This is a genomic window from Streptomyces sp. NPDC020917 (genome assembly GCF_044333795.1).
GTDB lineage: Bacteria > Actinomycetota > Actinomycetes > Streptomycetales > Streptomycetaceae > Actinacidiphila.
Genome location: NZ_JBIRRR010000007.1, coordinates 1 through 24,672 on the forward strand (window position 1 = coordinate 1; position 24,672 = coordinate 24,672).

The following is a 24,672-nucleotide window of genomic DNA, read 5'->3' on the forward strand; positions in this document are numbered from 1 at the left end:
ACGGCGGCGCCTTCCCCACACCCACCGCAACGACCCACCGAACCCAACGACACGCCCCAAGTCCCCGAATCAGCCCTTTGTGTTAGCTCCTCTTAGGCGCGGTAACTGGAAGTGCCTCTGCGCCACGGTGTGCACGCTTCGGTACGCGGCACTGCAACTGCGTACTCCAGCAGGTGAGTTGAGCCGGTACGTCGAGGGTCGAGCTGTCACGGTCTGGGCACAGCCCACCCGTCCGGCCCCGGAGCCCGGGAGGGGCAGCCACCATCAGGAGCGTGAACTCAGGTGGGGGACGTCGCCGGCTGCTGTCGGGTGTCGTGTGTGCGGCGGCTGTGGTCGCGTCGGTGGTGTACGCGATCCTGCAGGCGTGGCACGGGGGACTCGGGCCGGCGGATCTTGTGACGGTGCTGGGCTTCCCGCTGGCTGTGGTCGGCGCGGTGGGGATGCTCGCAGGTTTCCGCAAGCCGCGCGACGGTACCGAGGCAACGCTCGCGCTGGAGCAGGCGGGGACGCTGGCCCGGCTGGTCGCCGAGAGCGAAGGGCGGGTCCTCACGCAGTTGCTGGGCAGGGACACCGCGCGGATCAACCTGCGGTACGGCCTGGTTCCGGGTCCGGGTCGAGCCGCACAAGCGCCGGCGGCGGGGCTCACCGTCCCGGACCCCGTAACGGGCCTGCCGGAGATCGCGGCCTACTACCTTTCCACCCGCCCGGCCCGCCTGGTCATCACCGGAGCCCCGGGCGCCGGCAAGACCGTTCTCGCCCTGCAGCTTCTGCTCGACCTGATCGCGGAGCGCGACGACGCCGATCCGGTGCCGGTGCGGTTCTCGCTCGCGCAGTGGGACACCGACGTCCCGCTGCGCAAGGTTCTGGTGCGCCGGCTCATCGACACCTTCAACCTCCCGCGAGCGGTCGCCACGAACCTTGTCGCGCACGGGCTGGTGCTGCCCGTGCTGGACGGCTTGGACGAGATGGATCCCCCCTTGTCGAACGGCGATCCCGACCCGGTCGCTCCCCGGGCCCGTGCCGCTCTCGACCGGCTCAGTGCCTACCAGGACGCCGGGGCGGCGGCGCCGCTGGTGCTGACCTGCCGCAGCGCGCACTACGACGCGTTGGCCGCCGAGGATCTTCTGCTGGACGCGGCCCGCATCACCATCGCCCCCGTCGGTCACACCTCAGCGGTCGCCTACCTGACCGCCCGCGCCCGCGACCTGCCGCGCTGGCAGCCCCTCTTGAACCACCTCGCCGCCAACCCGACGTCCATGCACGCACAACTGCTGTCGACGCCGTGGCGGTTGGGCTTGACCGCGACGGTCTACCACCGCACCGGCGATCCCACCGAACTCCTCGCCCACCCTGCTCCAGCAGACCTCGACAACCACCTCCTGGCCCGGTACATCACCGCCGTCGCCTTCGCTGCCGCCGACGCCAACCCCCACCGTTACGCCCCCCGGCAGATTCACCGCTGGCTCCATCAACTCGCGGCCCACCTCGCGCCCACCCCCTGGGTCCCGGCGCGCACCGACATCGCCATCGACCGCCTGTGGCTCATGGCCGGGCCTCGGCGGGTCCGTGTCACAGACGCCCTCCTGGCAGGCGCCATCGTCCTTCTCCCCCTCCCCCTCGCATGGGCCACTCCGTCGCCAGCCGTGTTCGCTTGGTGTGGTGCGGGCATGGCTCTTGTGCTCGCGTGTGCGCATGGGATGGTCAAGCAGCCGACTGCGGGACGTCTCAACCTCCACCCGTTGGCGACCCCCGCCGGGCGTGCCCGGTTGACGCTGAATCTGGCGGTGTGGGTGGTGCTCGGACCGGTGCTGGGGCTGGTGCTCGGACTCGCGCGCGGCCTGCAGATCGGACTCGCGGCCGGACTGGGCATCGGCCTGGCGATCGGACTCGCGGCCGGGCTCGCGATCGGCCTGGTGGCGGATCAGAGCTCCGCGGCCACGCCAGGCACGATCATCGGCGAAGACGCACGGCTCGGGGTGCTGGTGGGGCTGGAGGCCATGCTGGTGGGCGGACTGGTGGCCGGGCTGCTTTTCGGGGTGGTGGGCGGACTGATGGGCGGGCTCGTGGCCGGGCTGGTCGGTGGGCTGGCGACCGGGCCGCAGCCCAGCAGCGCTTCGTGGCGATACCTGGTGTTCCTGCTGTGCACGCGAAGGAGAGTCCCGTTCCGGCTGGCACGTTTCCTGGACTGGGGCTGTCGGGCAGGGCTCATGCGGTATTCCGGCTCGGCCTACCAGTTCCGGCACCGCGAGCTGCAGTTGTGGCTTGCCGCCCATCCCGATCCGGTCATCTGACCCCGCCGGCCCTCAGGTGAGGCCGCGGGCGATGCCCCGGGCGGCGACCCGCAGGGCCGCGAGCAGTCGCGGGCGGGTACGCCGCAGGTCGGGGACCACGAAACCGACCGAGGCGACGACGCGGTCGGCCACGACCACCGGCACCGCGACCGAGCAGGCGCCCGCTGACATCTCCTCGACGGTGGTCGCGAAACCCTCGGCCCGCACCCGGTCGAGTTGCCGCTCCAGCCGTGCCGGCGCCGTCACCGTGCGGGGGGTGAAGCGGCGCAGGTGCCGGGACAGCACCGCGTGCCGCACCTCGGCGGGCGCGTACGCGAGCAGGACCTTGGCGACTCCGGTGGAGTGCAACGGCAGGCGGGAGCCGATGGTGCTCACGATCGGAACCGACGCGTGCCCGGCGAGCCGGTCCACGTAGAGCACCTCGGCCCCGTCACGGACCGCCAGGTGCACCGTTTCCAGTGTCGCGCCGTAGAGGTCGTGCAGGAACGGCGAGGCGGCCTCGCGCAGGCCGGTCTGGACCGGGGCGAGCATGCCGAGGTCCCAGAGCCGGCGCCCGACGACGTACCCGCCGGTGTCGAGGCGGCGCAGCGCCCCGCAGGCCACGAGTTCGGCGACGAGCCGGTGCGTGGTGGTCAACGGCAGTCCGGACCGTGCCGCGATGTCGGTCAGCCGCAGCGTCCGGTGGTGCTCGTCGAAGGCTCCCAGCAGGGCGAAGACCCGCGCGGTGACGGAGGGCGTCGACATCGGGCCCCCTTCCAGGGTGGCTGTGGGCGCCGTGGCAGCGCCAGGGTGACGGCCACCGCGACGTCCACCCGTTGGAAGCCGATCTCACCGTCGGCGCCGGCCACGGGAGTTCGCCGGACTTCTGCGGCGAGCCGATCGGTGAGCGGATGACGGTGTCCGGCCGGATCCTCGACGGTGACGGCCCCCGGCCCCGCCGGCCCGCCGGGTGTTCCGCCCTTCGACGACGGCGGTGGACAACGAGCCGAGCCACCTGGCGGGGAGGCCGGACATTCCCGATGCCGGCCTCTCACCAACCGTTCAGGCGAACATGCCTCGCCCCAGCCAGTCCTCACGGTTCCGCACGCCCGGCAGGGCGAAGAAGTAGCCGCCGCCGAACGGTGAGATGTAGTCCACCAGGGGCTCGTCGACCAGCCGCTTCTGCACGGTCACGAACTGCCGCTCCAGGTCCTGGTTGAAGCAGACGAAGATCAGGCCCATGTCGAGTTGGCCGTTGGGGTCGGTGCCGTCGCTGTAGTTGAAGCCGCGCCGCAGCATGCGCTGGTCGTCGGCCGAGCCGTCATGCGGGTTCGCGACGCGGACGTGCGCTGTCACCGGCACGACGTTGCCGTACGGGTCACGTGCGTAGTTCGGCACGTCGAACTCGGAGCTGCCGGCCAGCGGCGCCCCGCTGTCACGGTCACGCCCGATCATCCGCTGCTGCTCGGTGACCGAGACCCGGTCCCAGAACTCCACGAACATCCGGATCAGCCGCACGACATGGTAGGAGCCGCCCTCGACCCAGGCCGGCTCCCCGTGGCCGCCGCGGGTCCACACGAGACGGTCGACGAGCGCGCGGTCGCCCGCGAACTCCCGGTTGGCGGTGCCGTCCTTGAAACCGAGCAGGTTCCGCGGTGTGCCGCCGGGCCGCGGCGGGCTGGTGAAGCCCTCCTTCCGCCAGAGCACCTGCAGATCGGCACGCGTGGCGCGCATGATGACGCGCAGCGCGTGCAACGCGGTGTCCTGGTTGTTCGCACAGATCTGCAGCAGCAGGTCGCCGTCGCACAGAGCGCGGTTGAGCGCGTCGTTGGGGAACTCGTCCATCTGCCGCAGCTGGGAGGGCTTCACCTTCTCCAACCCGAAGCGGTGGTCGAACAGGCCGGCCCCCACGCTCACCGTCACGGTCAGCCCGTCCGGTGCGATCCGGGTGCCGAGCACTCCGTTCTCGTAGGCGGTCGACGCCATGCCGTCGTACGGCACGTCCCGGCCGGTGGTCAGGTAGCGGATCGTCGAGGTCAGTGTCCGCAGGGCCTGCTGGAGCCGATCGCGGTCGCCGCAGGTCAGGGTGAAGGACACGAAGACCGCGGCGCGCTGCCGGGGTTCGAGGATGCCGGCCTGGTGCGCTCCTTCGAACGGGAACGCCGCGGGCGGCGTCGGCCCGGCGTCGCGGTCGTCCGCCGCGGCGGACGTGCCGGTGAACGCGGCGGCGACGGCCCCTGCCGAGCCGGCCGCTGCCGCGCCGAGAATGCCCCGGCGCGTGGGGCGCGCGGTGGTCATTTGCCGTTGCCTCCTGTCTCGTTGCCCGAGGCGTTCCCGGCACTGCTGCCTTCGTCCGGGCTGTCCCGGGGCTCGGTGATCGGTGGGATGTGGGACAGCAGCTCCACGGCCTGCTGGACCTGCGCGTCCAGCACGGCCCGCTGCCTGGCGGTGAGGGAGGTCAACGGCACCCATCCGTCCTTGTGGTGGTAGCTCTCGACGAGCGTCCGGGTCTGGCTCAGCCACTGCTGCGTGGCGCCAAGCCAGGGGTCCTGAGCGGTCAGAAGCGGCAGCAGCGGCTTGAGCGCCTGCTCGGTGCCGGTGATGTTCGCGTCGACGGTGGCGAGTTCGGTGTGGCTGCCGGCGTCGCCGGTACCGTTCAGGACCTTGCCGAGGGTGTCCTCGAGGATCTCGTGGGCACGGATGCCCATGTCGAGTGGCGTGATCGAGTTGGGCTTGGCGAGCTCGGCCGGCAGCTTTCCGACGGCGGTGACCAGTGCGTCGGCGTACGGCGTGACGGCCGCCGGCGGTCTCCCCGCCCACAGCAGCGCCTCGATTTTCCGGAAACCGGTGAGGTCGGTTGCGGTGACCGCGGAAGTGCCGCTCGGCGGGGCGCCGTTGATGGCGTCGCCCAGCGGCCCGAAGGCGCCGTACGCGGCGCCCAGCGTCTCGTAGGCCAGATGCGCCGCCAGCCAGTCCCGCTTCGCTGCGGCCGCGTCGCCCGCGTGCACGTCCGCGGCCAGCCGGCGGACTTGGCGGCTCAGCTCCGGCAGCCGGCCGGTCACCCACGCGGTGTACGTGTTGATCGGGATGCGCAGGTCGAGCGGGGTCACCGGCACGATTCCGTGGACCGGTCGTGCCGGCGGGCGACCGGTGACCGTGATCGGCTTGCTGGACTTGATCGTGTAGGCGGTGATGCAGACCCAGCGATAGGTCCCGGGCGGGACGATCCCGGTGACCTGGCGGGTCGCGTTGATGCCGAAGTTCTCGACCTCCAGGTAGATCTTCTTCGAGGTCGTGTCCTGGAGGTAGACCTCCATGTCGTCACCCTCGTCGTTGAGGACGTCGAAGGAGTAGCTGCCGGACGGGCCGCCGGCCCAGCCGTCGATGCAGGTCGGTGAGCCGGCGACGACATGCACCTCGGTGCCCGCCGCCGTGCGCTCGGCCGGGTGCGCCGCCCAGGCCGCCGCGGAGGCGTCGACGAAGGGGCCCCGGGCGGGGGCTTTCCGGGCGGAGCCGTGCCGGCCGGACGCCCACAGGCCGCCCGCGACGAGCGCGGCCGCCAGGACGGGGGCCACGACGAGGGTCCACCGCGGCAACCGCCGCCGCGGACCCCCGTCAGCCGGCAGCCCTTGAGGATCAAGTGCCGGGTGCATGGGTGCTCAGATCTGCGCGACGCGGCCGGCGTAGCGCTGCTTCCAGCCGTCGACCCCCTGGGCGGTGACGACGATGTCGTAGTAGCCCGACTTCGTGGGCCAGGTGACGGTCTTGGACGCGCCCGCGGCCACCGCGATGACCTGGTCGCGACCGAGGAAGTCGTGGGCGGCCAGCTCGAACGTCAGCGCCTGCGAACCGTCGCTGTGCAAGGTGAGCTCGACCTTCTGGTCGGCACCCGGGCCGCGGACCAGCTCGACCTCGACGCGCGGGATGGCCCCGTCGGTCTGCCCGGCCGGAACGACCTCGCCGGCGAACGAGCGGACGAAGCGGTCCGGGCCGTAGATCGAGAACGCGTACTGCCCGCCGGTCTGCGTCGCATCCCATGTGTACGTGCGCGGGCGGGTGTTGCTGACCGTGTACGGCGTGCCGTAGGTCTGCTCCGGGAGGTACTTGTCCGGGAAGACCAGCATGCTCGCGCCCTTGCCCGGGCGGCCGCCGTCGAAGCTCATGGCCGCGGTGACCGTGCCGGCGGCGCGGTCCTCGACCAGCGTGGCGTGCTGGTGGAAGGAGAGCGGGCGGACCTTCAGCGGGCCGGTGGCGTGCTGCGTCGGCATGGCCTGCCCGCCGACCGGCGGCTGCGGCACGGCCGGCAGCTTCGCGTCCTTGTCGACGATCGCGGCCAGGCCCGCCGGGGAGGGCAGCGACGGGAAGGAGTTGTCGAACGCGGTGAAGTCGATCGCCGAGAGCATGTCGCCCGAGACGGTGCGGCGCCACGTGCTGATGTTCTTACAGATGGCCGGCTTGCCGAGAGCGGTGGTCCACTGCTCGAGCAGCATGATGGTCGAGGTGTGGTCGAAGACCTCCGAGCAGACGTGGCCGCCCCGGGTCCACGGAGAGATCATCACCAGCGGGACGCGGCCGCCGAAGCCCGGGTACAGTCCCGGCGCGCACTCGCCCGGCGTGCCGTCCTCCGGGATCGCCGGCAGGACGTGGTCGAAGAAGCCGCCCTGGCCGACGCGGTTGGCACCGTTCGGCTCGTCGTAGTTGAGGATGATGAGGGTCGAGTCCCACAGCTCCGGGTTGTCGTGCACCGCCTGGATGACGCGGTTGACGTAGATCGCGCCGTCGTTGGGGGCGTGGTTCGGGTGCTCGCTCCACGAGGCCGGCGAGGTGATCCAGGAGACCTGCGGCAGGGTGCCCGCGGCGCAGTCGGCGATGAAGCCGCCCAGCACGTGGTCGAGGCTGGTGCGGTCGTTCTTCTGGTCCGCCGGCGGATTGGTGTACGACGCCGTGATGTTCGCGCGCGCGACCACGCCCTTGCCCGGCTCGAGGTCGGCCGCGCTGGCCTTCGCCGGGTTGTACCGCGCGAAGTCGCGCAGCAGGTTGTCCTCGAAGTCGCCGAACCAGCCGGTGTCCTTGTTGTTGTCGACGTACATCTGCCAGCTGACGCCGGCCTTCTGCAGGACCTCCGGGTAGGTCTCCCACTGGAACAGGAACTGGCCGTTCTGGTTGTTGTTGATGCGCGGGCCGCCGCCGAGGACGCCCTGCGGGTCGTTGGTGCCGGTCCACATCATGATGCGGTTCGGGTCGGTGCTGGTGTTGAGCGAGCAGTGGTAGTGGTCGGCCACCGTCCACGCCTTGGCGATGGCGTGGTGGAACGGGACGTCCTGCTCCTCGAAGTAGAACATCCGGCTGCTGGTGTTCTGCGCGTTGTACTTCGTGGTGTCCGCGCGGTAGGGCAGGAGGTAGCCCTCGGCCCGGCTGTTCGGCTCGTAGAAGTTGGTCCGACCGTTCTGCCAGGTCAGCGCCTGCTTGTCGGCGAAGCCGCGGGCGCCCGGCAGGTTCAGCGTGCCGAAGATGTGGTCGAACGACCGGTTCTCCTGCGTGACGATGACGACGTGCTTCAGATCGGCGATCGTGCCGGTCCGGCGCTGCGGCGCCGCGGCCTCGGCGTGCTGCGGCCTGCCGATGCTCAGCCCGGCCGCGGCGGCGGCCGCCGCGCCGGCCGTCAGGCCCGCGGCCCGCAGCACCCCGCGGCGTGAGATCCGGCCGGTACCGGTCGTCTCCGCCGCGGTGACGGCGTCGTCGCCACTGCCCGGTGCGTTCTGCGCGGGCGTTCCCAACTCGTTGCCAGACATGGAGGTGTTCACCTTTCGGTCATGGGGTGGAAGAGCCCGGAATGGGCTGCGCCGGCCGCGCGGGCCGCAAGCGGGGTGGGGGCGGCGGGGGCGGCTGCGCCGGGGCGGGCGGTGGTCTCGGCGGCGACAGCCTCGGCGAGGGCCGGTTCGGCCCCGGTACGGACCGCGCCGCGCGCCTCGACCTCACCCGTGAGGTGCACGGCCTGGTGGCCGCACTCGACGCCTCGCGCCCCTGCTCCGACGACTGTCACTCGCATGACCAACACCGTGGGCGGACTGGATGCAGCACTGAGGATGCGGCGAAGAACGGTCAATGAACACGAGCAGAAGTTAGGACTAGACCCGTTATCGTTCCGTTACTTCACTGCCCGGGGAAGCCAGGGCACTTCGGGGCGAGCCGGGTCAACTGCGGCGCTCGGCGTCAACCGCCGCTCGCAGATGTGCTCGCCGGTGGAGGGGACGTAGCCGGGCGACACGGCACTTCAGCGGTGCCGCACCCACACGTTCGGCTCCACCAACTCACCCCGATCGGCGGCGCGATCGATGACCACCGGAGAGAGAGCCCCCGGGACCACGTAGCTGCCGGAAGCGGGAAGAGCGAGCCCCACCCACTTCTCCCACTCCGCGACCGAGCCCCTCATCACCATGGAGCGCTCGGCAGCGCAGAGCAAACGAGCGCCCATGCGAAGGTGCGACCTCAGCCACGGATCCAACGGAGCGCCATCCGCGCGGGTCCAGCTCATGAACTCGTCCATCGCGATCAGGGGGTAACGCGCCTTCAACGTCGGCCGTACCGGAGCGATGACGCGTGCCAGCCCAGCTCTTTCCCCGGCCGACACGAGCCGTCCCAGCATGTCGGCAGCCAGGCCACGTCCCTGCAGATCCTCACGGACCTGAGCCGCGGCAATCACCAACGTGTCAGCCTGGCCACCCGCCCCACGCAGGGCGACCGCCCGCACCAGCGACTCGTCATAGCCGCCGGGCAAGTCGTCGAGCGACCCGTCCCAGCGCACGGGGACACCCCACCCGCCCGCCACGATCTGGTCCTCGCCATCGACCAGAAGCAGGTTCAGCGCCCCGAACCACTCTCGGACCCTGCCCATCTGCTGGTCAGCGACGGGGTCATGGAAGATGAACTCGGGCCAGCCCGCGCTGAAGATCTCCCCAGCCTGCCCATGCAGATCAGGCCGGTCATCGAAAGCAAAGGTCCGCAGATCCACAGCGCCGGAGCCTACGCCGCTCAGGGGTAACGCGCAGGCCCCAGGCTATGAGCGCTCCATCAGATGCTTGAGCGTGATGAGGTCGGCGAACACGGCATCCGCATCGCGTGCGAAGTCCTCGTCGCTCATCCCCGGCTGTCGGCGAAGAGTGAACACCACTTCGCACCCGGAGCCGTCAGCAGTTACCCGCATCGGGTTGTGGAAGGTCTCACCCGAGGGCAACGTGACGTCGTGATCGAGTACGCCGAACTCATTTCTGGCCGCAAAGGCGACCACGACCCGACCCATGGGTGACTCCACGATCCATTGCCCGCCGACCGTTTCGACGGAGCTGCCCAGCCCCGGGGCCCACTCAGGCAGGTTGGCGGGGTCCGACGCGTAGCCGTACACCTCCTCGGCGAGCCGATCGATGTGCGTGCTGAGGTGCCGGGATTCGGAAGTCGTCGTGCCCATGGATGCGACGCTATCTGCCCCTGCCGGCGCCGTCTTGAACAAACCGGTCACGGCAGGGCGGTGAACCGTGAACCCTGCCCTCACGCCGACTACGTCCCCCGGTCGGCCGCCGCTCCGAAAGGGCTCGGTCAATTGTCAGCTCGGACAGGGAGTTCGGTGATGCCGAGGGCGAAGTCCGTGTTCCCCACTCCGTGGTTGGCGAGGCCCACCGTGACCAGGCCCGCTCCTTCCAGCCAGTGCGCCATTCTCAGGCCGCCGACGTCCAGCGGGCGCAGCCCGAGGCTCTCGATGAACGCCTCCACGCTTGCCTTGGCCTGCGCGTTGTCGCCGGCGAGGAAGACGTCGGGCCGACCCTTCTCCAGGACATGGCGGAAGATGGTGTTGAACGCCTTCACCACGCTGGCGCCGGCCGGGGCGGCCTTGGCGACTTCCTGCGCGATCGAGGTCTCCTCGCGGTGGGCCAGGCCGTCGAACGTGGAATTGAAGGGATTGCTGATGTCGACGATGACCTTGCCCGCGAGAGTGTCTCCGTACCGGGCGACGACCGGCACGACGCTGTCGTGCAAGAGGGCGATGATGACGATGTCCCCGGCCGGGGCGGTGCCCCACTCTCCCGTCGTGGCGCCGTCGCCCAGAGCCTCGGCGAGGTCAGCGGCCTTGGACCGATCGCGGCCCATGACCTCGACGGTGTTGCCGCCCGCTACCGCCCGCGCGCCGATGGTGCGGGCCATGTTTCCGGTGCCGATGATGCTGATGCTGCTCATGAGATGTCCTGCCCTGGTGGTGTGTTGGCCGGTTCAGATGGCGGTGGTGCCGCCGTCCGCGACGAGTTCCATGCCGTTGACGTAGCTGGAGTCGTCGGAGGCGAGGAAGAGGGCGGCGGTGGCGATCTCGTCGGGGTGGCCCATCCGGCCGCGGGGGATGAGGGACTCGAACTGGCGCTTGGTGGCCTCGTCGAAGAGTTCTTCCTGCTTGGCGGTGGCGACCTGGCCGGGGGTCAGGACGTTGACGCGGATACGTCGGTCCTTGAGTTCGTTGAGCCAGACGCGGGCCCAGGCCTGCTGGACGGCCTTGCTGCCGGCGTAGACGCTCCAGCCGGGGAACGCGCCGAGGGAGGCGTTGGAGCCGGTCATGAGGATGGAACCGCCGTCGTTGAAGAGCGGGAGGGCCTTCTGGACGGTGAACAGGGTGCCGCGGGCGTTGAGCCCGAACCAGGTGTCGAACTGGGCCTCGGTGATCTCGCCGAGCGGGGCGGGCTCGCCCCCGCCTGCGCTGGCCCACAGCACGTCGAGGCTGCCCTTCTCCCGCTTGACGGTGTCGTACAGGCGGTCCAGGTCGTCCAGGTCGGCGGCGTCGCCCTGGACACCGGTGACGTTGCGGCCGATCTGCTTCACGGCCTCGTCCAGGGCGTCCTGGCGACGGCCGGTGATGAAGACGTGCGCTCCCTCGTCGACGAACAGCTTCGCGCCTGCCAGCGCCATGCCGGTGGTGCCGCCGGTGATGACCGCGACCTTGCCGTCGAGCTTTCCCATGGCCGTTCCCTTGAGTCGGTGGTGCCGTGTGTACCTGGGACGACGGCGTTATGTACACCGCCCTGTGTACGTACCGTACGGGGCGGGCGGCCGGGACGCAAACTATGTACACCGGTCGTTACCCAACCGGGGTACCATGGCCGCATGACGGAGCTGGAGAAGGGCCCCACGGGCCGCCGCCGCGGCCGGGGCGCCCGTGAGCGCATCCTCAGCGCGTCCCAGCGGCTGTTCCGCGAGCAGGGCATCAACCGCACCGGCATGGACCAGCTCTGCGCGGCGGCCGAGGTGTCCAAGCGCACGGCCTACCAGCACTTCGGCGGCAAGGACGAACTCGTCGCCGAGTACCTGCGCCGGTTCGACCCCTCCGTTCTGTCCGGCGTGTTCGACCGCACCGACCTCACGCCCCGCGAACGGCTCCTCGCCGCCTTCGACATCCCCCCCACCACCCCCCTGTGCCCCTACATCGGTGCCGCCGTCGAACTGAACGACCCCGAGCACCCCGCATCCCAGTACGCGCGCGACTACAAGAAGGCCGTCGCCGCGCGGCTCGCCGGCACCGCCCGCGAAGCCGGCGCCGCTGACCCCGAACAGCTCGGCGAGCAGCTCGCGTTGCTCCTCGACGGTGCCGCGGCCCGCACCCGGGTCCTCGACGCCGACGCCTTCCCCACCGCCGCCGCCATCGCCGCCGTCCTCATCGACAACGCCATCCCCGCCGCAGCCGGCGACGACCGGCGACGGGAGGAAGTGCCGAGCTGACGTGGGCACTCCGCGATGGGGCTGCACCCGCTGGTACGCGACACCGGCCGCCCGGCACCCGGCCCGGACCTGCCGGCTTGTACGCAACTGGCCGCCCGCCTGCTGAAGGCCGCAGCGCAGAAGCGGCCGAGGAGACCGGCAGCCCCCGAGGACCCACCACCGTGGTCGGCCTGGCGGGCCTGCTTCTTCTGGCCCGTGTCGTCCAGTACGACGCAGCCGCGCTTTCCAAGCGGCAACTGAACCAGATGCACACCATCGAACTGCCCCGGCGGACAAGCGCATCCGATGAGCCGTCACCTCCCGCCCGGGACCGGCTCCGGTCCCATGGCATGAACGAGCCGGGCAGGACAGGGCCCCCACAGAGGCGGGAAGATTTTCTCGTCTCTGCTTGACGCAGCGAGGGTGCGACCCCTAAATATGAGAAGAACTTCTCTCCTTGGGGTGTGCCGATGCGGATCCGCGTCGTGGTGCTGATCACGGCGTTCACCGTGGTGATGGCCGGTCCGAACCTGCCGACGCCGCTCCTTCCCGGCTACCGTGCCGCTTTCGGGCTGGGTGCGTTCGGGCTGACCGTACTGTTCAGCACCTACCTCTTCGTGCTCGTCGGCGTACTGTCCTCGGCCGGCCGGGCAGCGCGCCGCGGTTCGCCCCGCGCCTTGCTGCTGGCCGGTCTCCTGCTGGGCGTCGTGTCCGACGTGTGTCTGGCGTGGGGCGCCTCGGCGCTCGCCGGAGTGCTTGCGGGCCGCGCGCTGTCGGGACTCGCGGTGGGGCTGTCGACCGGCGCGACCGCCGTGCTCCTGCGGCATCACGGGCAGGCGCGGTCCGCGTCCGCGACCGCGCTGTGCGCGCTGCTCGGGTCCGCGGTCGGTACGGCGCTGACCGCGACGCTCGCTCAGTACCTGCCGTGGCCAAGGACGTTGTCGTACCTGGTGCACGCCGGGTTCAGCTTGGCCTGTGCGGCGTTCGTCGCTTCCCGGCGTGAGTTCGCCGAGCCCCGGCGGACCGACACCATCGGCCCCGGCACCAGCGGCCCCGGCGGATCCGTCGTGCGGCAGGGGCAACTGGGCCGGTTCGCCGTGGCGTCCGCGACTGGGGTCGGAGCATGGGTGACCGCCGGCATGGTGGTCGCCCTCGTGCCCACCTACGCGGCAGAACTGCTCGGCGCGACCAACCTCGTCGTGGCCGTAAGCCCGGTGGTGCTCTACCTCTTGGCGGCCTGCGCGGGGTCGCTGGTCGCCGGACGACGACCGGCACGCCTCGAACTGGCGGCAGCACCCGCGTTGATGGCGATGGGTCTGGCCCTCACCGCGCTGTCCGGTCCGGTGCGCTCGACGGCGGTGCTGCTGTCCGGCGCGATCGTGACCGGCGTCGGCCAGGGGCTCGGGTTCCGCGGCGGGCTGTTCGCCGCGCTCATGGTGTCCGCGGCGGGGCGCGAGGGGGCAGCGACGTCCCGGTTCAGCGCGCTGGCCTACTTCGGTGCCGCCGTGACCACGCTCGGCATGGGATTGCTGACCGGGCGACTCGGCCTCGATGTCGCTTTCCGCTGGGCCGCGGTGCTCTTCGCCGCCTTCGCGCTCGTGCTCGGCGTCCTCGCCCGCCGCCTGTTCGCCGCGCACACCGCGGAACCGGCCGGCCGGAACAAGGCCGGTACGGCAGTGGGCCGGTAGGGCACGCGGGGTGTTACGCGGGGCTGTCCCGCCAGGCGGCCAGGAGCGAGGCGGACAGGGTGGTCGAGATCCGGCGCGGCGGCCAGTCCAGGCCGGCCAGATCCACGATGACGCGCTCGTCGAACACCGTGATCCACAGCAGGACCGCGTAGTCCAGGTCCTGCTCGGGGATCGTGCCGTCCTGCGCGAGTTCCTCCACCACGGGTGCCAGCGCCGCGTACAGCGCCGACGTCTGCGGGTCCCCGTCGGCCACTCGCTGCAGGAAGCCTTCGGAACTGCGGATGCGCGTCGCCGCGCGTCCCCAGTGGATCGCCAGATCCACCCACCGCTCGCCGATCGCAGCGAAGCGTTCCGCGCCACGGCCGTCGATCGCGTTCAACTCCGCGACCAGGCCGTCGAGCAGCCGGCGGTAGAACGCGCCGTGGACGTCCCGCACATCCTCGAAGTGCCGGTACACGGTCGCGATGGCGACACCGCTCGCGCGGGCGAGGTCCGGCAGGCTGAACCCGGTGCCGCGCTCGGCGAGCAACTCCCCGGCGGCGTTGAGCAGTCGGTCCCGGGTTTGGGCGGTGTCGCGGCGCAGCCGCATCCGGTTCTCCATGATGTCTCCGCAGCATCGTACCCCGCGGCGCTCCAGCGAGAACAAGTTCCCACATCATGCCGTGACCTGCATCGACCATCGCTGCCAGTTCGCTGCGGCGCAGCGCGACGAGCACGCGAATGACACCGGCCCAACTCCGAAGACGCCGACGTGCCCCCGGCCCGCCCATCGGGCCGGGGGCACGGTCGTCGGCACCGCCTGCATCAGCTCGGCCCCACCAGGCTGCCGAGCGCAGCCTCGATGTGGGACACGTCCGGGACGAGGGCCGAGGCCAGTTCGGGGGCTGCCGGGATACGGGAGTCGGGGACTCCGAGGCGCAGCGGGCGGCCCCGCAGGACGCCCGCTTCGGCGACTCGGGTGACGACCTCCGCGCCGAACCCCGCGGTCGTGTTGGCCTCGTGCACGACGGCCAGCCGGCCTCCGGTACGCGCCACCGATTCGGTCACCGCGTCGGTGTCGAACGGGTTGAGCCAGGGCGTCTCGATGACCGTCACCGCTGTGCCGCGCTCGGCGAGTCGGTCCGCGGCCTCCAGCACCCGGTGGGTGATGGCGCCCCAGGTGACGACGGTCGCCGCCGGCCCGGTCCTGCGGGTGTGGCTGCCTCCGACGGGGGCCGGCGGGCGGCCCGTGACGATCTCCTGCTTCGCTCCGAAGTACAGGGTGCGGTTGTCGATGACGATCACCGGGTCGTCGCAGTGCACGGCGGAGACCATGGTGTCGTAGGCGTCCTGCGGGGTGGACGGCATCGCCACCCGCAGCCCGGGGGTGTGCAGGAACAGCGCTTCGAGGTTCTGCGAGTGCTGCGCGCACGCACCGGGGGCGTTGCCCTGCTGGGTGCGGACCACCAGCGGCGCGGTGAGGCGGCCCTCGGAGACGTAGCGCACGTTGGCCGCCTGGTTGACCACCTGGTCGAGCGCGACGAGGAAGAAGTCGGCCCACATGATCTCCACGATCGGCCTGCGTCCCATCATGGCCGCGCCGACCGCGGAGCCGAGGATCGCCGACTCGCTGATGGGCGTGTCGAAGACCCGGTCGCCGAACTCCTTCCACAGCCCGCGCGTCACGCCGTGCACCCCGCCGGGCTTGGCCACGTCCTCGCCGTACAGGAGGGTCTCGGGGACCTCGGCCAGCACCCGGTGGAGCGCGGCGTTGACCGCCCCCGCGTAGTGCACCTTGATCGTTTCCTCAGGCATAGATGTGCTCCCTCACGCTGTTCGCGTCGGCGGGCGGGTCGGCGAGAGCGGCCCGGGCGGCCAGCTCGACCTCTTCGCGCGCGTCGTTCTCCGCGGCCTGGATCTCCGCCGCGCTCACGCCGGCCTCGGCCAGCCGCCTGACCGCCACCGCGACGGGTTCCCGTTCGCGGTCCTCGGCCAGCTCGCCGCGGGTCCGGTAGGTCTGCATGTCGCCCACGTAGTGGCCGACCAGGCGCTGGGTGGTCAGTTCGACGAAGGCGGGGCCGCCGCCCTCCCGGGCGGCTTCGGCGAGGTCGGTGACCGTCTCGCGGATCAGCCGGGGGTCGTTGCCGTCGATCCGTACCGCCGTCATGCCGAGCGCCTGAGGGCGGTCGGTGAGGGTCTGGTTGTGGACGGCCTCGCGGATCGGGGTGAGTTCCGACCAGCGGTTGTTCTCGCACAGGAAGAGCACCGGCAGTTGGGCCGCGGCCGCGAAGTTCATGGCCTCGTGGACCGCGCCCTGGTTCATCGCGCCGTCCCCGAAGACGGTGGCCGCGACGCGGCCGGTGCCGTCGTGGCGACCGGCGAGGGCCGCGCCCACGGCTATGGGGGCGCCGGCGCCGACGATCGAGTTCTCGCCGTGGAAGCCGTGTTCGGGCGCGCTCAGGTAGGCCGAGCCGCCGCGTCCGCCGTTGACGCCGGTGGCGCGGCCGAGCAGTTCGGCCATCAGCGGGCGCAGCGGCGTACCCCGGGCGATGGCCCATCCGTGCCCGCGGTAGGTGGCGAACAGGGCGTCCACCTCGTCGAGCGCGGTGCAGGCGCCGACCGGCCCGGCCTCCTGCCCGATGCACAGGTGTACGGACCCGCGGATGTCCCCCGTCCCGCACAGCGCCTGCGCCTTCTCCTCAAAGGCCCGGATCCGCCACATCGCCCGCAGATCCGCCAACAGTTGTTCCTGCATCGTGCCTCCGCACCCGTCCGGCTCTCGATGGCCCCTCGTCCGGCGCACCCGGCGCCAGCCAGCCCACGTAAGTCAATCGATTGCTTCAAGGTAGTCGAAGACCCTTCCGCCGACAAGGAATCGTCTCTGAGCAGCCTCGTTTCATCCGATTCCGGGCGGACGCGTCTTGCCGGAAGAGGTCTTCGGGCTTACGTTAGACAAACGATTGATCTGACCGGTCGGCTTGCCGTCAGGTCCGGTTGGCACATCAGCCGGACAGGGAGAAGGGGACGATGAGTCCGCAACGTTTCGAACTGCTCATCGGCTTGTACGGGGACGACCGCATGGCGGCGATCCTGTCCGAGCAGGAGCTCATCGCGTCGTGGCTGAAGGTCGAGGCGGCGCTCGCCACGGCCCAGGCCGAGGCCGGCGTGATCGCCGCCGACACGGCCGCCGTCATCGCCGGCGCCGCCGTTCCGGCCACCATCGAGGCCGGGCGCCTGTGGCGGGAGACCCGGAACGTCGGCTACCCGATCCTGCCGCTGGTGCGCCAGCTCGACGAGGCACTGCCCCACGAGCACCGCGGCCGGGCGCATTACGGTGCGACCACGCAGGACATCATGGACACCGGCCTCGCGGTGCAGTTCGACGCGGTCGGCGGCCGGCTCACCGAGCTGACCGACGCGTTCGGCGACGCGATCGCCGCGCTGGCCACGGCCCACGCGCACGTGGTGATCGCGGGCCGGACCCACGCGCTGCAGGCCGTACCGACCACCTTCGGCGCGAAGATGGCCGGCTACCTGGGCGAACTCGCCCGCGACCGCGCCAGGTTGGTGCGGGCCCGCGAGGAGATGACCACCGTGTCGCTGTTCGGCGCCGGGGGCACCTCGGCGGCCTACGGTGAGCACGCGGTCAAGGTGCGCACGCGGGTGGCCGAACTGCTCTCGCTGCGGGCGTCCGACATCCCGTGGCACGTCTCCCGCGACCGGCTCGCCGAGTTCGGTGCGGCCTGCGCCCTGCTCGCCGCGACCTGCGCCCGTTTCGCGCGCGAGGTCGTCGACCTGTCCAGGACGGAGATCGCCGAGGTGTCGGAGGCGGCCGGGCACCTGCGCGGGGCGTCGTCCACCATGCCGCAGAAGGCCAACCCCATCGAGTCCGAGGCCGTCATCGGGATGGCCGTCACGGCCGGCGCGCTCAGCTCGGCGCTCTACCGGATCATGGAGGCCGGCCACGAGCGGGCCGCCGGCGAGTGGCAGGCCGAATGGCAGGTGCTGCCCCAGCTGGCCGCGCTCGCCGCCGGAGCGCTCGGTACGGCCCGCGCCGTCGCCGAAGGCCTCCAGGTCTTCCCCGAGGCCATGCGGCGCAACCTCGGCGCTGACTCCGGGCTGGTGATGGCCGAGGCGTACATGATCGGGCTGGCCCCCCGGCTGGGCCGCGAGAACGCGCACGACCTGGTGTACGCGGCGGCCCGCCGCTGCCGCGCCACCGGGGAGAGCCTGCAGGCGGTGCTGAGCGACATGGTGCCCGGGGAGGCCGCCGGGGCGGTCGCCGAACTGAGGCCCGAGGATTACGTGGGACATCCGGACGTCGCCATCGAGGCGGCGCTCGCCCGGTGGCGTGACCGCGGATGACCGCCACCAACGGGACTCGCCGGGCGGGAGTGTCCGGCTGATGCCAGGAGCAGCGCAGTGGGAAAGGGCAAGGCGATGAAGGACTTCGAAGGCCGGACAGCGGTGGTCACCGGCGCCGGCGGCGGTATCGGCAGGGCCTGCGCCCGGTCACTCGCCGAGCGGGGCGCGCGCGTGGCGCTGCTGGACATCTCCGCGGACAGCGCGTCGCTGACCGCCGAGTCGATCGGCCAGGCGGGCGGCGGGGCAGGCGGCACCACCGCGGTGTACGCGGTGGACGTCACCGACCCGGACGCGGTCGAGGAGGCGCTGGGCCGGGTGGAGCGGGATCTCGGGCCCGTCACGCTGGCGGTGGGCGCCCACGGCATCGTCCGCAACCACCCCTTCCTGGAGCTGCCCGCGGCCGACTGGGACGCGACGCTCGCGGTCAACCTCAAGGGCATGTTCGTGCTGCTGCAGAAGGCGGCGCGCCGGGCCGTGGCCCACGGCGGCGGAGCCATGGTGGCGGTCTCCTCGGTGGCCGGCCGCGGGCCGCGGGCCACGTGCGCGGACTACGCGGCCAGCAAGGCCGGGGTGATCAGCCTGGTGCGGTCGGCGGCCCTGGCGCTGGCCGAGCACGGCATCCGGGTCAACGCGGTCTGCCCGGGCGTGGTGGACACCGAGATGACCCGCGCCATCCACCGCCAGAAGGCGGAGATCGAGGGCATCACCCCGCAGGAGTCCTTCGCCCGGCAGGCGGCGAAGATCCCGCTGGGGCGGATCGAGACCCCCGAGGAGATCGCCGATGTCGTCTCCTTCCTGCTCTCGGCGCAGTCCTCGTACGTCACCGGGCAGGCCCTCAACGCCTGCGGCGGCCTGGAGATGGACTGAGAGATGGACTGACCGACCACGAGGCCCCGACCGGCCGAACGGATCGACCCGACCGGCCGGCACCGACCGGCACCGACCGACAGCGATCGGCAGGGACAACGCACATGCTGCACGGCGTATGGCACTTCAGCTTCACCGTCGCGGACATCGAACAGTCCGTGGACTTCTACACCCGCCTGCTCGGCTTCGACCACATCCACAGCCAGGAGCAGCGCGGCGGCTACACCAGCAAGCTCGTCGGCTACCCGGACGCGCACCTGCGCATCGCCCAACTGGCCGTCCCCGGGCGCGCTCCCGGGCTCTCCACCCACGACCTGGAGCTGGTCCAGTACGTGAATCCGGCCGGCACCCGGCAGGACCCGGAGATCCGCCACCCCGGAGCGGCGCACCTGGCCCTGACGGTGGACGACATCCACGAGCTGTACGAGCGGCTCACCGCCGCGGGCGTGCGCTTCTTCTCCCCGCCCAACGCCATCACCGCCGGTGTCAACGAGGGCGGCTGGACCTGCTACTTCGAGGACCCCGACCGTATCGTGCTGGAGCTCGTGCAGCCGCCGGCCCACCGGCTCGAACCGTAGCCCGCCACCGACCGACGACCAAGGAACCGCAAGCTCCGGAAGGATCCCGACCGTGCTGGACATCTTCGCCCCCATCGCCGCCGCCTGCGACATCTCGGTCCCGCCCGGGGAAGGGCTGCCCGTCGCGGTGGTCGGGGCGGGCGCCATCGTCGATGTGGCCCACCTGCCGTCGTACCGCTCGGCGGGAGTCGAGGTGCGCGGGCTGTTCGACCTCGACGCCGAGCGCGCCCGGGAGGTGGCCGCACGCCACGGTGTGCCGACCGTCTACCCGACCCTGGACGCGCTGCTGGCCGATCCCGAGGTGCGGATCGTGGACATCGCGGTGGCGCCCGCCGCGCAGCCGGAGATCGCCCGCCGGGCGCTGGAGGCGGGCAAGCACCTGCTGTGCCAGAAGCCGTTCGTGCCCGACGAGGCCACCGGCCGGGAGCTGATCGAGCTCGCCGACCGGCTCGGTCTGAAGATCGCGGTGAACCAGCAACTGCGCTACGACGAGGGCATCGCGGCGGCGCGGGCCATGGTGGAGGCCGGGTGGATCGGCGAGCCGACCGCGATGACCTTCACCGTGAACATCGCCACCGACTGGAGCCCGTGGCCCTGGCTGGTCCGCAACGACCGGCTGGAGATCATGTACCACTCCATCCACTACCTGGACGCGGTCCGCTCGGTGCTCGGCGATCCCGAGACGGTCTTCTGCGCCGGCGGCCGCACCCCCGGCCAGCTCGCGGCCGGCGAGACGCGCACCATCAGCACGCTGGTCTTCCCCGGCAACGCCCGGGCCCTGGTGCACGCCACCCACGAGAACCGCACCGGCGACCCGGAGGCCCTCGTCCGCATCGACGGGTCGAAGGGCGCCATCCGCGGCACGCTCGGGCTGCTCTACGACTACCCGCACGGCCGCCCCGACACCCTGGAGGTCAACAGCCGGTCGCTGCCCACCGACGGCTGGCTGCCCTACCCGGTCACCCGCCGGTGGATCCCGGACGCGTTCGCCGGCCCGATGGCCTCGCTGATGCGCGCGGTGTCCGGCGGCGGCGAACCGTACCCTTCCGCGCGGGACAATCTGGGCACGATCCGGCTCGTCGACCGGCTGTACGCATCGATGGACGCCGGGCACAGCATGCCCGTGGAATGATGGCCGTGATGACACCGAAACCAGGGCAGGGCGGCGACAAGGCCGTTCCTCAGAAGGCGGGACCGCCCGGTGGGTCGGCCCCGGGGAAGGTCACGTTGAACGACGTGGCCCTGCTCGCCGGGGTGGACCGTTCCGTGGTGTCCCGGGTGATCAACGACGATCCGCGCCTGAACATCAGGCCCGACACCCGGCGGCGGGTGCTGGAGACGATCGAGAAGCTCGGATACCGCCGCAACGCGGCGGCCCGCAGCCTGCGGACAGCCCGGTCGTACATGCTCGGGCTGTTCATCCCCGACTTCGCCAACCCCGTCTACGCCGAGATCATCAAGGGCGCCGAGACCGAGGCGGGCCGGGTCGGCTACGGGCTGATGACCGCGAGCTCGGAAGGCATCCGCCAGGGGGTCGACCACTACATCGACCTGTTCGGGCACGGGCGCGTGGACGGGCTGCTGTTCGCCGGCGAGGAATCCGGCCGGGAGCTGGAGCAGCTGCGTGCGCTGCGGCTGCCGTGGGTGCTGGTGAACCGGCGGATCGAGGGCAGCGACCGCTACGTGGTCCTCGACGACGAGCACGGCAGCCGGCTCGCCGTGGAGCACCTGGTGGCGCTGGGGCACCGCCGGATCGCCCATGTCGCGGGGCCCGAGACCGCGGACACCGCCCGTCGCCGCCGCGCCGGCTACAGCGCGGCCATGAACAGCGCCGGGCTGGCGGCGGACGCGCGGCTCATCGTCCACGCCGACTACACGCCGGCAGGCGGGCGGGCCGCGATGGACGAACTGCTGGCCGCCGAACACCGCCCCACCGCGGTGTTCGTGGCCAACGTCGCCTCCGCCGTGGGTGTGCTGCACGCCCTGCACGCCGCGGGCCTGTCGGCTCCCGCCGATCTCTCGGTGATCGCCATGCACGACATGCCGCTGGCCGACCACCTCGTTCCGGCGCTGACCACGGTGCGGATGCCGCTGGGCGAGCTGGGGGCGCGCGCGGTGCGGATGATGGCGTCCCGCGGCCCCACCGAGCCGATCACGGAAGTGGTCGCCGAACCGGTGGAGGTCGTGGTCCGCGCCTCCACCGGCCCGCCCCCGGGGACGGCCCCATAGCAGGTGCCGGTGCGGTGGCACGAAGGAAGTCCAGGCAGCCGAGGCTGCCTGGACTTTCCCCGTTGCCGGCCCGGATCGTGGCGGGTACCCGCGGCTACCGGGCCGCCGCGTCCTCCAGCGGGTGGCGGGCGAGTACCGTCACCGAGACGGTCGCATAAGGCATGAGGGGCAGGCTGGTCAGCGCCTCGTGCAGTGCCTCGGCGTCCGGCGCGGACCAGATCCCGACGTTGGCGAGCCGGCCCGGAAGCCGCCAGATCCGCGTCAGCGTGCCCTCCGCGCGCAGCGCGAGACCGCGGTCCCGCTCCCGGGCCAGCAGTGCGGCCCGCTGGTCCGCGGGCATGTCCGGGGGCAGCGCGACCGCGATCTCCACCAGGAACTCCATCCTCTGCCCGCTCAGTTGAGGGCGTCGAGTCGCCGGTGCGCCAGGGCCACCGCGTCCTCGGGCACCGCCTCACCGCTGACCAGGGACCCGACCATGTCGTTGAGCACCTCGGAGATGGCCGGCCAGCGCGGGTCGCGCGGCAGGGCCCTGGTGTGCTCGTGGGCCTCCTCGAACCCCTCGTAGTAGGGGGCGATCCGGGACACGGCCGGGGACGACCAGGAGTCGCGCCGGGTCGCCGTACCGCCCTCCTCCGCGGTGATCCGGTCCATCTGCGGGGTGGTCAGCGCGCGCAGCAGCCCGTAGGCGGCTTCCGGGCGCTCGCTGCCCGCGGCGATCGCCAGCACCCAGTAGCTGTTGAGCGCCACCCGGCTGCCGCCGGGGACGTCCGCCCGCGGGACGGGCGCGCAGCGGACCAGCCCGTGGGTGGGGCTGTCGACGGGAGCGGAAAGGGCGGCGAAACCGCTCCAGTTGACCATCATCGCGGCTTCGCCGGCGGCGAAGTGGACCCCGCTGGCCACGCTGTCCCACTGGGCCGCGGCCGGGTCGACGACCCGGTGGGTGTGCCACAGGTCGTACAGGAAGCGGGCGGAGTCCAGTGCCTGCGCGCAGTCCAGCGACAAACGGCCCTCGGCGTCGGTCAGTTCGGCGCCGCGGCTCCAGAGCTGGGTGAGGAAGTCGTACACCGTGTTGTGCTCGTCGGGGAAGCCCGCGACGATCGTGCCGTGGCGCCCCTCGTCCGGCCGGGTGAACCACCGGGCCTGGTCGGTGTACTGCTCCCACGTGTCGGGCGCGGCCAGCGGGTAGCCGAACTTCGCCGCGAATCCCGCGCGTTCGGCCGGGTCGTCGTAGAGGTCGGCCCGGTAGAGCAGCATCATCGGGCCCACGTGGTAGGGAACGCCGTACGTCGACCCGTCCGGGCCGCGCTGGAGTTCACGCACCGCCGGGTGCCAGGCGTCGGGCCAGCCGGCCGGCGGGGACTGGGCGATGAACGGGTCGAGCGGAAGGATCCTGCCGTCGGCGATCAGGGTGGGGAGCCAGTCGGTCACCACCATGAGGAGATCGGCCTCGCCGCTGATCGCCGCGTCGCCCGCCACCACCTGCTGCTGCAGGTCCAGGATGTCGGGCAGGCGGTATTCGGCCGGGCCGGCCGCGGCCGCCGGCAGCTGGCGGCTCAGCGCCCGGTCGAATCCGTCGAAAGCCCGGCCCAGCAGCCGCAGGGGCCTTTCCGGTGCGGACATGATCCTCCTCGAAACGAGTGCGTGCGTACTGGGAGACATTCCATCAATCGATGGTCTGACGTGCTTCGCGGCTGGACCGCGACGGGGCCTGCGGCTCCGCCGGGGCCGGCGCGGGACCCCCTTCCAGGGCCTCGCCGCCCTGCCCGCCCCGCATCGCCGACCAGCGCGCGCGCACGAAGGACCTGCCCCGCGAACTGCTCGCCGTGTACAGGGCGGCGGCCGCGACCAGGACCGAACCCTGGACCACGTTCTGGTAGTTCGACCCGATGTTGAGGACGTTGAAGCCGTTGCTCAACGTGAAGAGGATCAGGGCGCCGACCACCGACTTGGACACGTAGCCGGAGCCGCCGAACAGCGAGGTGCCGCCGAGGACCGCGGCCGCGATGACGGTCAGCTCGCCGCCGGTCAGCACGGTGGGGTCGACCGAGTTGAACCGGCCCGCGTAGAGGACGCCGACCAGCGCGGCCATGCCGCCGTTGAGCACGAACGCCGCCATCTTGTACCGGTCGACGTTGATGCCCGACAGCCGGGCCGCTTCCGGGTTGCCTCCCACCGCGTACAGGTTGCGGCCGATCACCGTGTACCGCAGGACGGCACCGGCCAGCAGCGCAGCGGCGAGCATGATCCAGACGGGCACGCTCTGGTTGAGCAGCGCCGGCCGGGCACCCGCCACCAGGAGGACGACGATCCCGACGACGGCCAGTTCCACCGTCGTCCGCGTCGGGCGGCGCCCAGCGCGGACCGCCACCAGCACGGCCGCGGCCACGAGCAGCGCGCCCACCGCGAACGCCGTCCCCCGGTCGGGGATCACACGCGCGGTCGAGAAGGTGTGGAAGCCGGTGTTCGTCGCGGTGATGCTCTGGCCGTCGAGGATCGCCTGCACCACGCCGCGTACGGCGGTCAGGGTCCCCAGGGTGACGATGAAGGCGTTGACACCGACCTTCTGCACCAGCACCGCGTTGACCAGGCCGACCAGCACGCCGACCAGGAGCGCGGTGATCAGCGCGAAGGCGATGCCGTGCCCGTCGACCAGCTTGAGGGCGACCGTGCCGGACAGGGCCGCGGTGGACGCCACCGACAGGTCGAAGTTACCCGTGATCAGCATGATCGTCATGAAGACCGACAGGGTGCCGTACAGGGCCGACTGGTCGAGGATGTTGCTGATGTTGACGTCGCTGAGGTAGGCGGGCCGGCCCTGCGCCGAGGAGGAGATGGACAGGACGGCCACGAGCACCACGAGCGCGTAGACCACACCGGCGGAGCGCGGCGACAGGGCGCGACGCCAGCCCGGGGTGCCGCCTCCCGCCGGGCGGAGGACGCCGGTGTCAGTACCGGAGGTCATGA

23 protein-coding genes are annotated in these 24,672 nt (G+C 71.6%); 8 read left to right on the forward strand and 15 right to left on the reverse strand.

Annotated elements, in window-relative coordinates; all coding sequences use genetic code 11:
- Positions 1-272: 272 nt before the first annotated feature.
- The gene (locus ACH4TG_RS16835; RefSeq protein WP_398243060.1) at positions 273-2,291 is read left to right on the forward strand and encodes an NACHT domain-containing protein; all 2,019 of its coding nucleotides are present in this window, start codon (positions 273-275) and stop codon (positions 2,289-2,291) included.
- Between the two features lie 12 nt (positions 2,292-2,303).
- Here the strand turns inward: ACH4TG_RS16835 and ACH4TG_RS16840 are convergent, their stop codons facing one another.
- The 9 genes from ACH4TG_RS16840 to ACH4TG_RS16880 form a co-directional block, all read right to left on the reverse strand.
- Positions 2,304-3,035: an IclR family transcriptional regulator gene (locus ACH4TG_RS16840; RefSeq protein ID WP_398243061.1), complete on the reverse strand. Its 732-nt coding sequence runs from the start codon at positions 3,033-3,035 to the stop codon at positions 2,304-2,306.
- A gap of 297 nt (positions 3,036-3,332) precedes the next feature.
- Positions 3,333-4,568 carry an iron uptake transporter deferrochelatase/peroxidase subunit gene (gene efeB / locus ACH4TG_RS16845; protein ID WP_398243063.1) on the reverse strand — a complete coding sequence of 412 codons (1,236 nt, stop codon included), beginning with the start codon at positions 4,566-4,568 and terminating at the stop codon, positions 3,333-3,335.
- Complete coding sequence (locus ACH4TG_RS16850) at positions 4,565-5,845, reverse strand: imelysin family protein (protein WP_398243064.1); 1,281 nt, start codon at positions 5,843-5,845, stop codon at positions 4,565-4,567. Before ACH4TG_RS16850 ends, efeB begins: the two co-directional genes overlap by 4 nt.
- 84 nt (positions 5,846-5,929) lie before the next feature.
- A complete protein-coding gene (locus ACH4TG_RS16855) occupies positions 5,930-8,062 on the reverse strand; it encodes an alkaline phosphatase family protein (protein ID WP_398243065.1) in 2,133 nt (710 codons plus the stop codon).
- An 8-nt stretch (positions 8,063-8,070) separates the two neighbouring features.
- Positions 8,071-8,319: a hypothetical protein gene (locus ACH4TG_RS16860; RefSeq protein WP_398243066.1), complete on the reverse strand. Its 249-nt coding sequence runs from the start codon at positions 8,317-8,319 to the stop codon at positions 8,071-8,073.
- Positions 8,320-8,544: 225 nt separating this feature from the next.
- Positions 8,545-9,282, reverse strand: a complete 738-nt coding sequence (locus tag ACH4TG_RS16865; protein WP_398243067.1) for a hypothetical protein — start codon at positions 9,280-9,282, stop codon at positions 8,545-8,547.
- Between the two features lie 45 nt (positions 9,283-9,327).
- Entirely contained in the window at positions 9,328-9,735 is a 408-nt protein-coding gene (locus ACH4TG_RS16870; RefSeq protein WP_398243068.1) for an SRPBCC family protein, read from the reverse strand.
- Positions 9,736-9,863: 128 nt separating this feature from the next.
- Positions 9,864-10,499 carry an NADPH-dependent F420 reductase gene (locus ACH4TG_RS16875; RefSeq protein ID WP_398243069.1) on the reverse strand — a complete coding sequence of 212 codons (636 nt, stop codon included), beginning with the start codon at positions 10,497-10,499 and terminating at the stop codon, positions 9,864-9,866.
- A 33-nt stretch (positions 10,500-10,532) separates the two neighbouring features.
- Positions 10,533-11,267 carry an SDR family NAD(P)-dependent oxidoreductase gene (locus tag ACH4TG_RS16880; RefSeq protein WP_398243070.1) on the reverse strand — a complete coding sequence of 245 codons (735 nt, stop codon included), beginning with the start codon at positions 11,265-11,267 and terminating at the stop codon, positions 10,533-10,535.
- A 144-nt stretch (positions 11,268-11,411) separates the two neighbouring features.
- On the opposite strand from ACH4TG_RS16880, the gene ACH4TG_RS16885 reads away from it, so the two are divergent.
- Positions 11,412-12,023, forward strand: a complete 612-nt coding sequence (locus ACH4TG_RS16885; protein ID WP_398243071.1) for a TetR/AcrR family transcriptional regulator — start codon at positions 11,412-11,414, stop codon at positions 12,021-12,023.
- A 449-nt stretch (positions 12,024-12,472) separates the two neighbouring features.
- Positions 12,473-13,690 (forward strand): MFS transporter, encoded by a 1,218-nt coding sequence (locus tag ACH4TG_RS16890; protein WP_398243072.1) that lies wholly within the window; start codon positions 12,473-12,475, stop codon positions 13,688-13,690.
- 13 nt (positions 13,691-13,703) lie between these two features.
- Here ACH4TG_RS16890 and ACH4TG_RS16895 read toward each other — a convergent pair whose 3' ends face one another.
- The 3 genes from ACH4TG_RS16895 to ACH4TG_RS16905 form a co-directional block, all read right to left on the reverse strand.
- Positions 13,704-14,291 (reverse strand): TetR/AcrR family transcriptional regulator, encoded by a 588-nt coding sequence (locus ACH4TG_RS16895; protein WP_398243073.1) that lies wholly within the window; start codon positions 14,289-14,291, stop codon positions 13,704-13,706.
- Between the two features lie 203 nt (positions 14,292-14,494).
- The gene (locus tag ACH4TG_RS16900; protein WP_398243074.1) at positions 14,495-15,484 is read right to left on the reverse strand and encodes an alpha-ketoacid dehydrogenase subunit beta; all 990 of its coding nucleotides are present in this window, start codon (positions 15,482-15,484) and stop codon (positions 14,495-14,497) included.
- Complete coding sequence (locus tag ACH4TG_RS16905; RefSeq protein ID WP_398243075.1) at positions 15,477-16,424, reverse strand: thiamine pyrophosphate-dependent dehydrogenase E1 component subunit alpha; 948 nt, start codon at positions 16,422-16,424, stop codon at positions 15,477-15,479. Before ACH4TG_RS16905 ends, ACH4TG_RS16900 begins: the two co-directional genes overlap by 8 nt.
- A gap of 272 nt (positions 16,425-16,696) precedes the next feature.
- On the opposite strand from ACH4TG_RS16905, the gene ACH4TG_RS16910 reads away from it, so the two are divergent.
- The 5 genes from ACH4TG_RS16910 (at position 16,697) to ACH4TG_RS16930 (ending at position 21,708) form a co-directional block, all read left to right on the forward strand.
- A complete protein-coding gene (locus tag ACH4TG_RS16910; RefSeq protein ID WP_398243076.1) occupies positions 16,697-18,034 on the forward strand; it encodes a lyase family protein in 1,338 nt (445 codons plus the stop codon).
- 57 nt (positions 18,035-18,091) lie between these two features.
- Positions 18,092-18,901, forward strand: a complete 810-nt coding sequence (locus tag ACH4TG_RS16915) for an SDR family NAD(P)-dependent oxidoreductase (RefSeq protein WP_398243077.1) — start codon at positions 18,092-18,094, stop codon at positions 18,899-18,901.
- Positions 18,902-19,005: 104 nt separating this feature from the next.
- On the forward strand, positions 19,006-19,479 hold the full coding sequence (locus ACH4TG_RS16920) for a VOC family protein (protein WP_398243078.1): 474 nt from the start codon (positions 19,006-19,008) through the stop codon (positions 19,477-19,479).
- Positions 19,480-19,531: 52 nt separating this feature from the next.
- Positions 19,532-20,611 carry a Gfo/Idh/MocA family protein gene (locus tag ACH4TG_RS16925; protein WP_398243079.1) on the forward strand — a complete coding sequence of 360 codons (1,080 nt, stop codon included), beginning with the start codon at positions 19,532-19,534 and terminating at the stop codon, positions 20,609-20,611.
- 104 nt (positions 20,612-20,715) lie between these two features.
- Positions 20,716-21,708, forward strand: a complete 993-nt coding sequence (locus ACH4TG_RS16930) for a LacI family DNA-binding transcriptional regulator (RefSeq protein WP_398243448.1) — start codon at positions 20,716-20,718, stop codon at positions 21,706-21,708.
- A gap of 94 nt (positions 21,709-21,802) precedes the next feature.
- On the opposite strand, the gene ACH4TG_RS16935 is transcribed toward ACH4TG_RS16930, so the two are convergent.
- Genes ACH4TG_RS16935 through ACH4TG_RS16945 form a run of 3 tightly spaced genes read right to left on the reverse strand, consistent with a single transcriptional unit; the run spans position 21,803 to position 24,670 of the window.
- Entirely contained in the window at positions 21,803-22,090 is a 288-nt protein-coding gene (locus ACH4TG_RS16935; protein ID WP_398243080.1) for a muconolactone Delta-isomerase, read from the reverse strand.
- Between the two features lie 11 nt (positions 22,091-22,101).
- Entirely contained in the window at positions 22,102-23,328 is a 1,227-nt protein-coding gene (locus ACH4TG_RS16940) for an extracellular solute-binding protein (protein ID WP_398243081.1), read from the reverse strand.
- Positions 23,329-23,371: 43 nt separating this feature from the next.
- The gene (locus tag ACH4TG_RS16945; protein WP_398243082.1) at positions 23,372-24,670 is read right to left on the reverse strand and encodes an ABC transporter permease; all 1,299 of its coding nucleotides are present in this window, start codon (positions 24,668-24,670) and stop codon (positions 23,372-23,374) included.
- Between the last annotated feature and the right edge of the window lie 2 nt (positions 24,671-24,672).

Coding starts and splice junctions, on each gene's coding strand:
- ACH4TG_RS16890 (WP_398243072.1), top strand. CDS start 12,473: ATGCGGATCCGCGTCGTGGTGCTGATCACGGCGTTCACCGTGGTGATG.
- ACH4TG_RS16900 (WP_398243074.1), bottom strand. CDS start 15,484: ATGCCTGAGGAAACGATCAAGGTGCACTACGCGGGGGCGGTCAACGCC.
- ACH4TG_RS16880 (WP_398243070.1), bottom strand. CDS start 11,267: ATGGGAAAGCTCGACGGCAAGGTCGCGGTCATCACCGGCGGCACCACC.
- ACH4TG_RS16860 (WP_398243066.1), bottom strand. CDS start 8,319: ATGCGAGTGACAGTCGTCGGAGCAGGGGCGCGAGGCGTCGAGTGCGGC.
- ACH4TG_RS16855 (WP_398243065.1), bottom strand. CDS start 8,062: ATGTCTGGCAACGAGTTGGGAACGCCCGCGCAGAACGCACCGGGCAGT.
- ACH4TG_RS16840 (WP_398243061.1), bottom strand. CDS start 3,035: ATGTCGACGCCCTCCGTCACCGCGCGGGTCTTCGCCCTGCTGGGAGCC.
- ACH4TG_RS16935 (WP_398243080.1), bottom strand. CDS start 22,090: ATGGAGTTCCTGGTGGAGATCGCGGTCGCGCTGCCCCCGGACATGCCC.
- ACH4TG_RS16875 (WP_398243069.1), bottom strand. CDS start 10,499: ATGAGCAGCATCAGCATCATCGGCACCGGAAACATGGCCCGCACCATC.
- ACH4TG_RS16940 (WP_398243081.1), bottom strand. CDS start 23,328: ATGTCCGCACCGGAAAGGCCCCTGCGGCTGCTGGGCCGGGCTTTCGAC.
- ACH4TG_RS16920 (WP_398243078.1), top strand. CDS start 19,006: ATGCTGCACGGCGTATGGCACTTCAGCTTCACCGTCGCGGACATCGAA.
- ACH4TG_RS16905 (WP_398243075.1), bottom strand. CDS start 16,424: ATGCAGGAACAACTGTTGGCGGATCTGCGGGCGATGTGGCGGATCCGG.
- ACH4TG_RS16895 (WP_398243073.1), bottom strand. CDS start 14,291: ATGGAGAACCGGATGCGGCTGCGCCGCGACACCGCCCAAACCCGGGAC.
- ACH4TG_RS16885 (WP_398243071.1), top strand. CDS start 11,412: ATGACGGAGCTGGAGAAGGGCCCCACGGGCCGCCGCCGCGGCCGGGGC.
- ACH4TG_RS16910 (WP_398243076.1), top strand. CDS start 16,697: ATGAGTCCGCAACGTTTCGAACTGCTCATCGGCTTGTACGGGGACGAC.
- ACH4TG_RS16945 (WP_398243082.1), bottom strand. CDS start 24,670: ATGACCTCCGGTACTGACACCGGCGTCCTCCGCCCGGCGGGAGGCGGC.
- efeB (WP_398243063.1), bottom strand. CDS start 4,568: ATGACCACCGCGCGCCCCACGCGCCGGGGCATTCTCGGCGCGGCAGCG.
- ACH4TG_RS16870 (WP_398243068.1), bottom strand. CDS start 9,735: ATGGGCACGACGACTTCCGAATCCCGGCACCTCAGCACGCACATCGAT.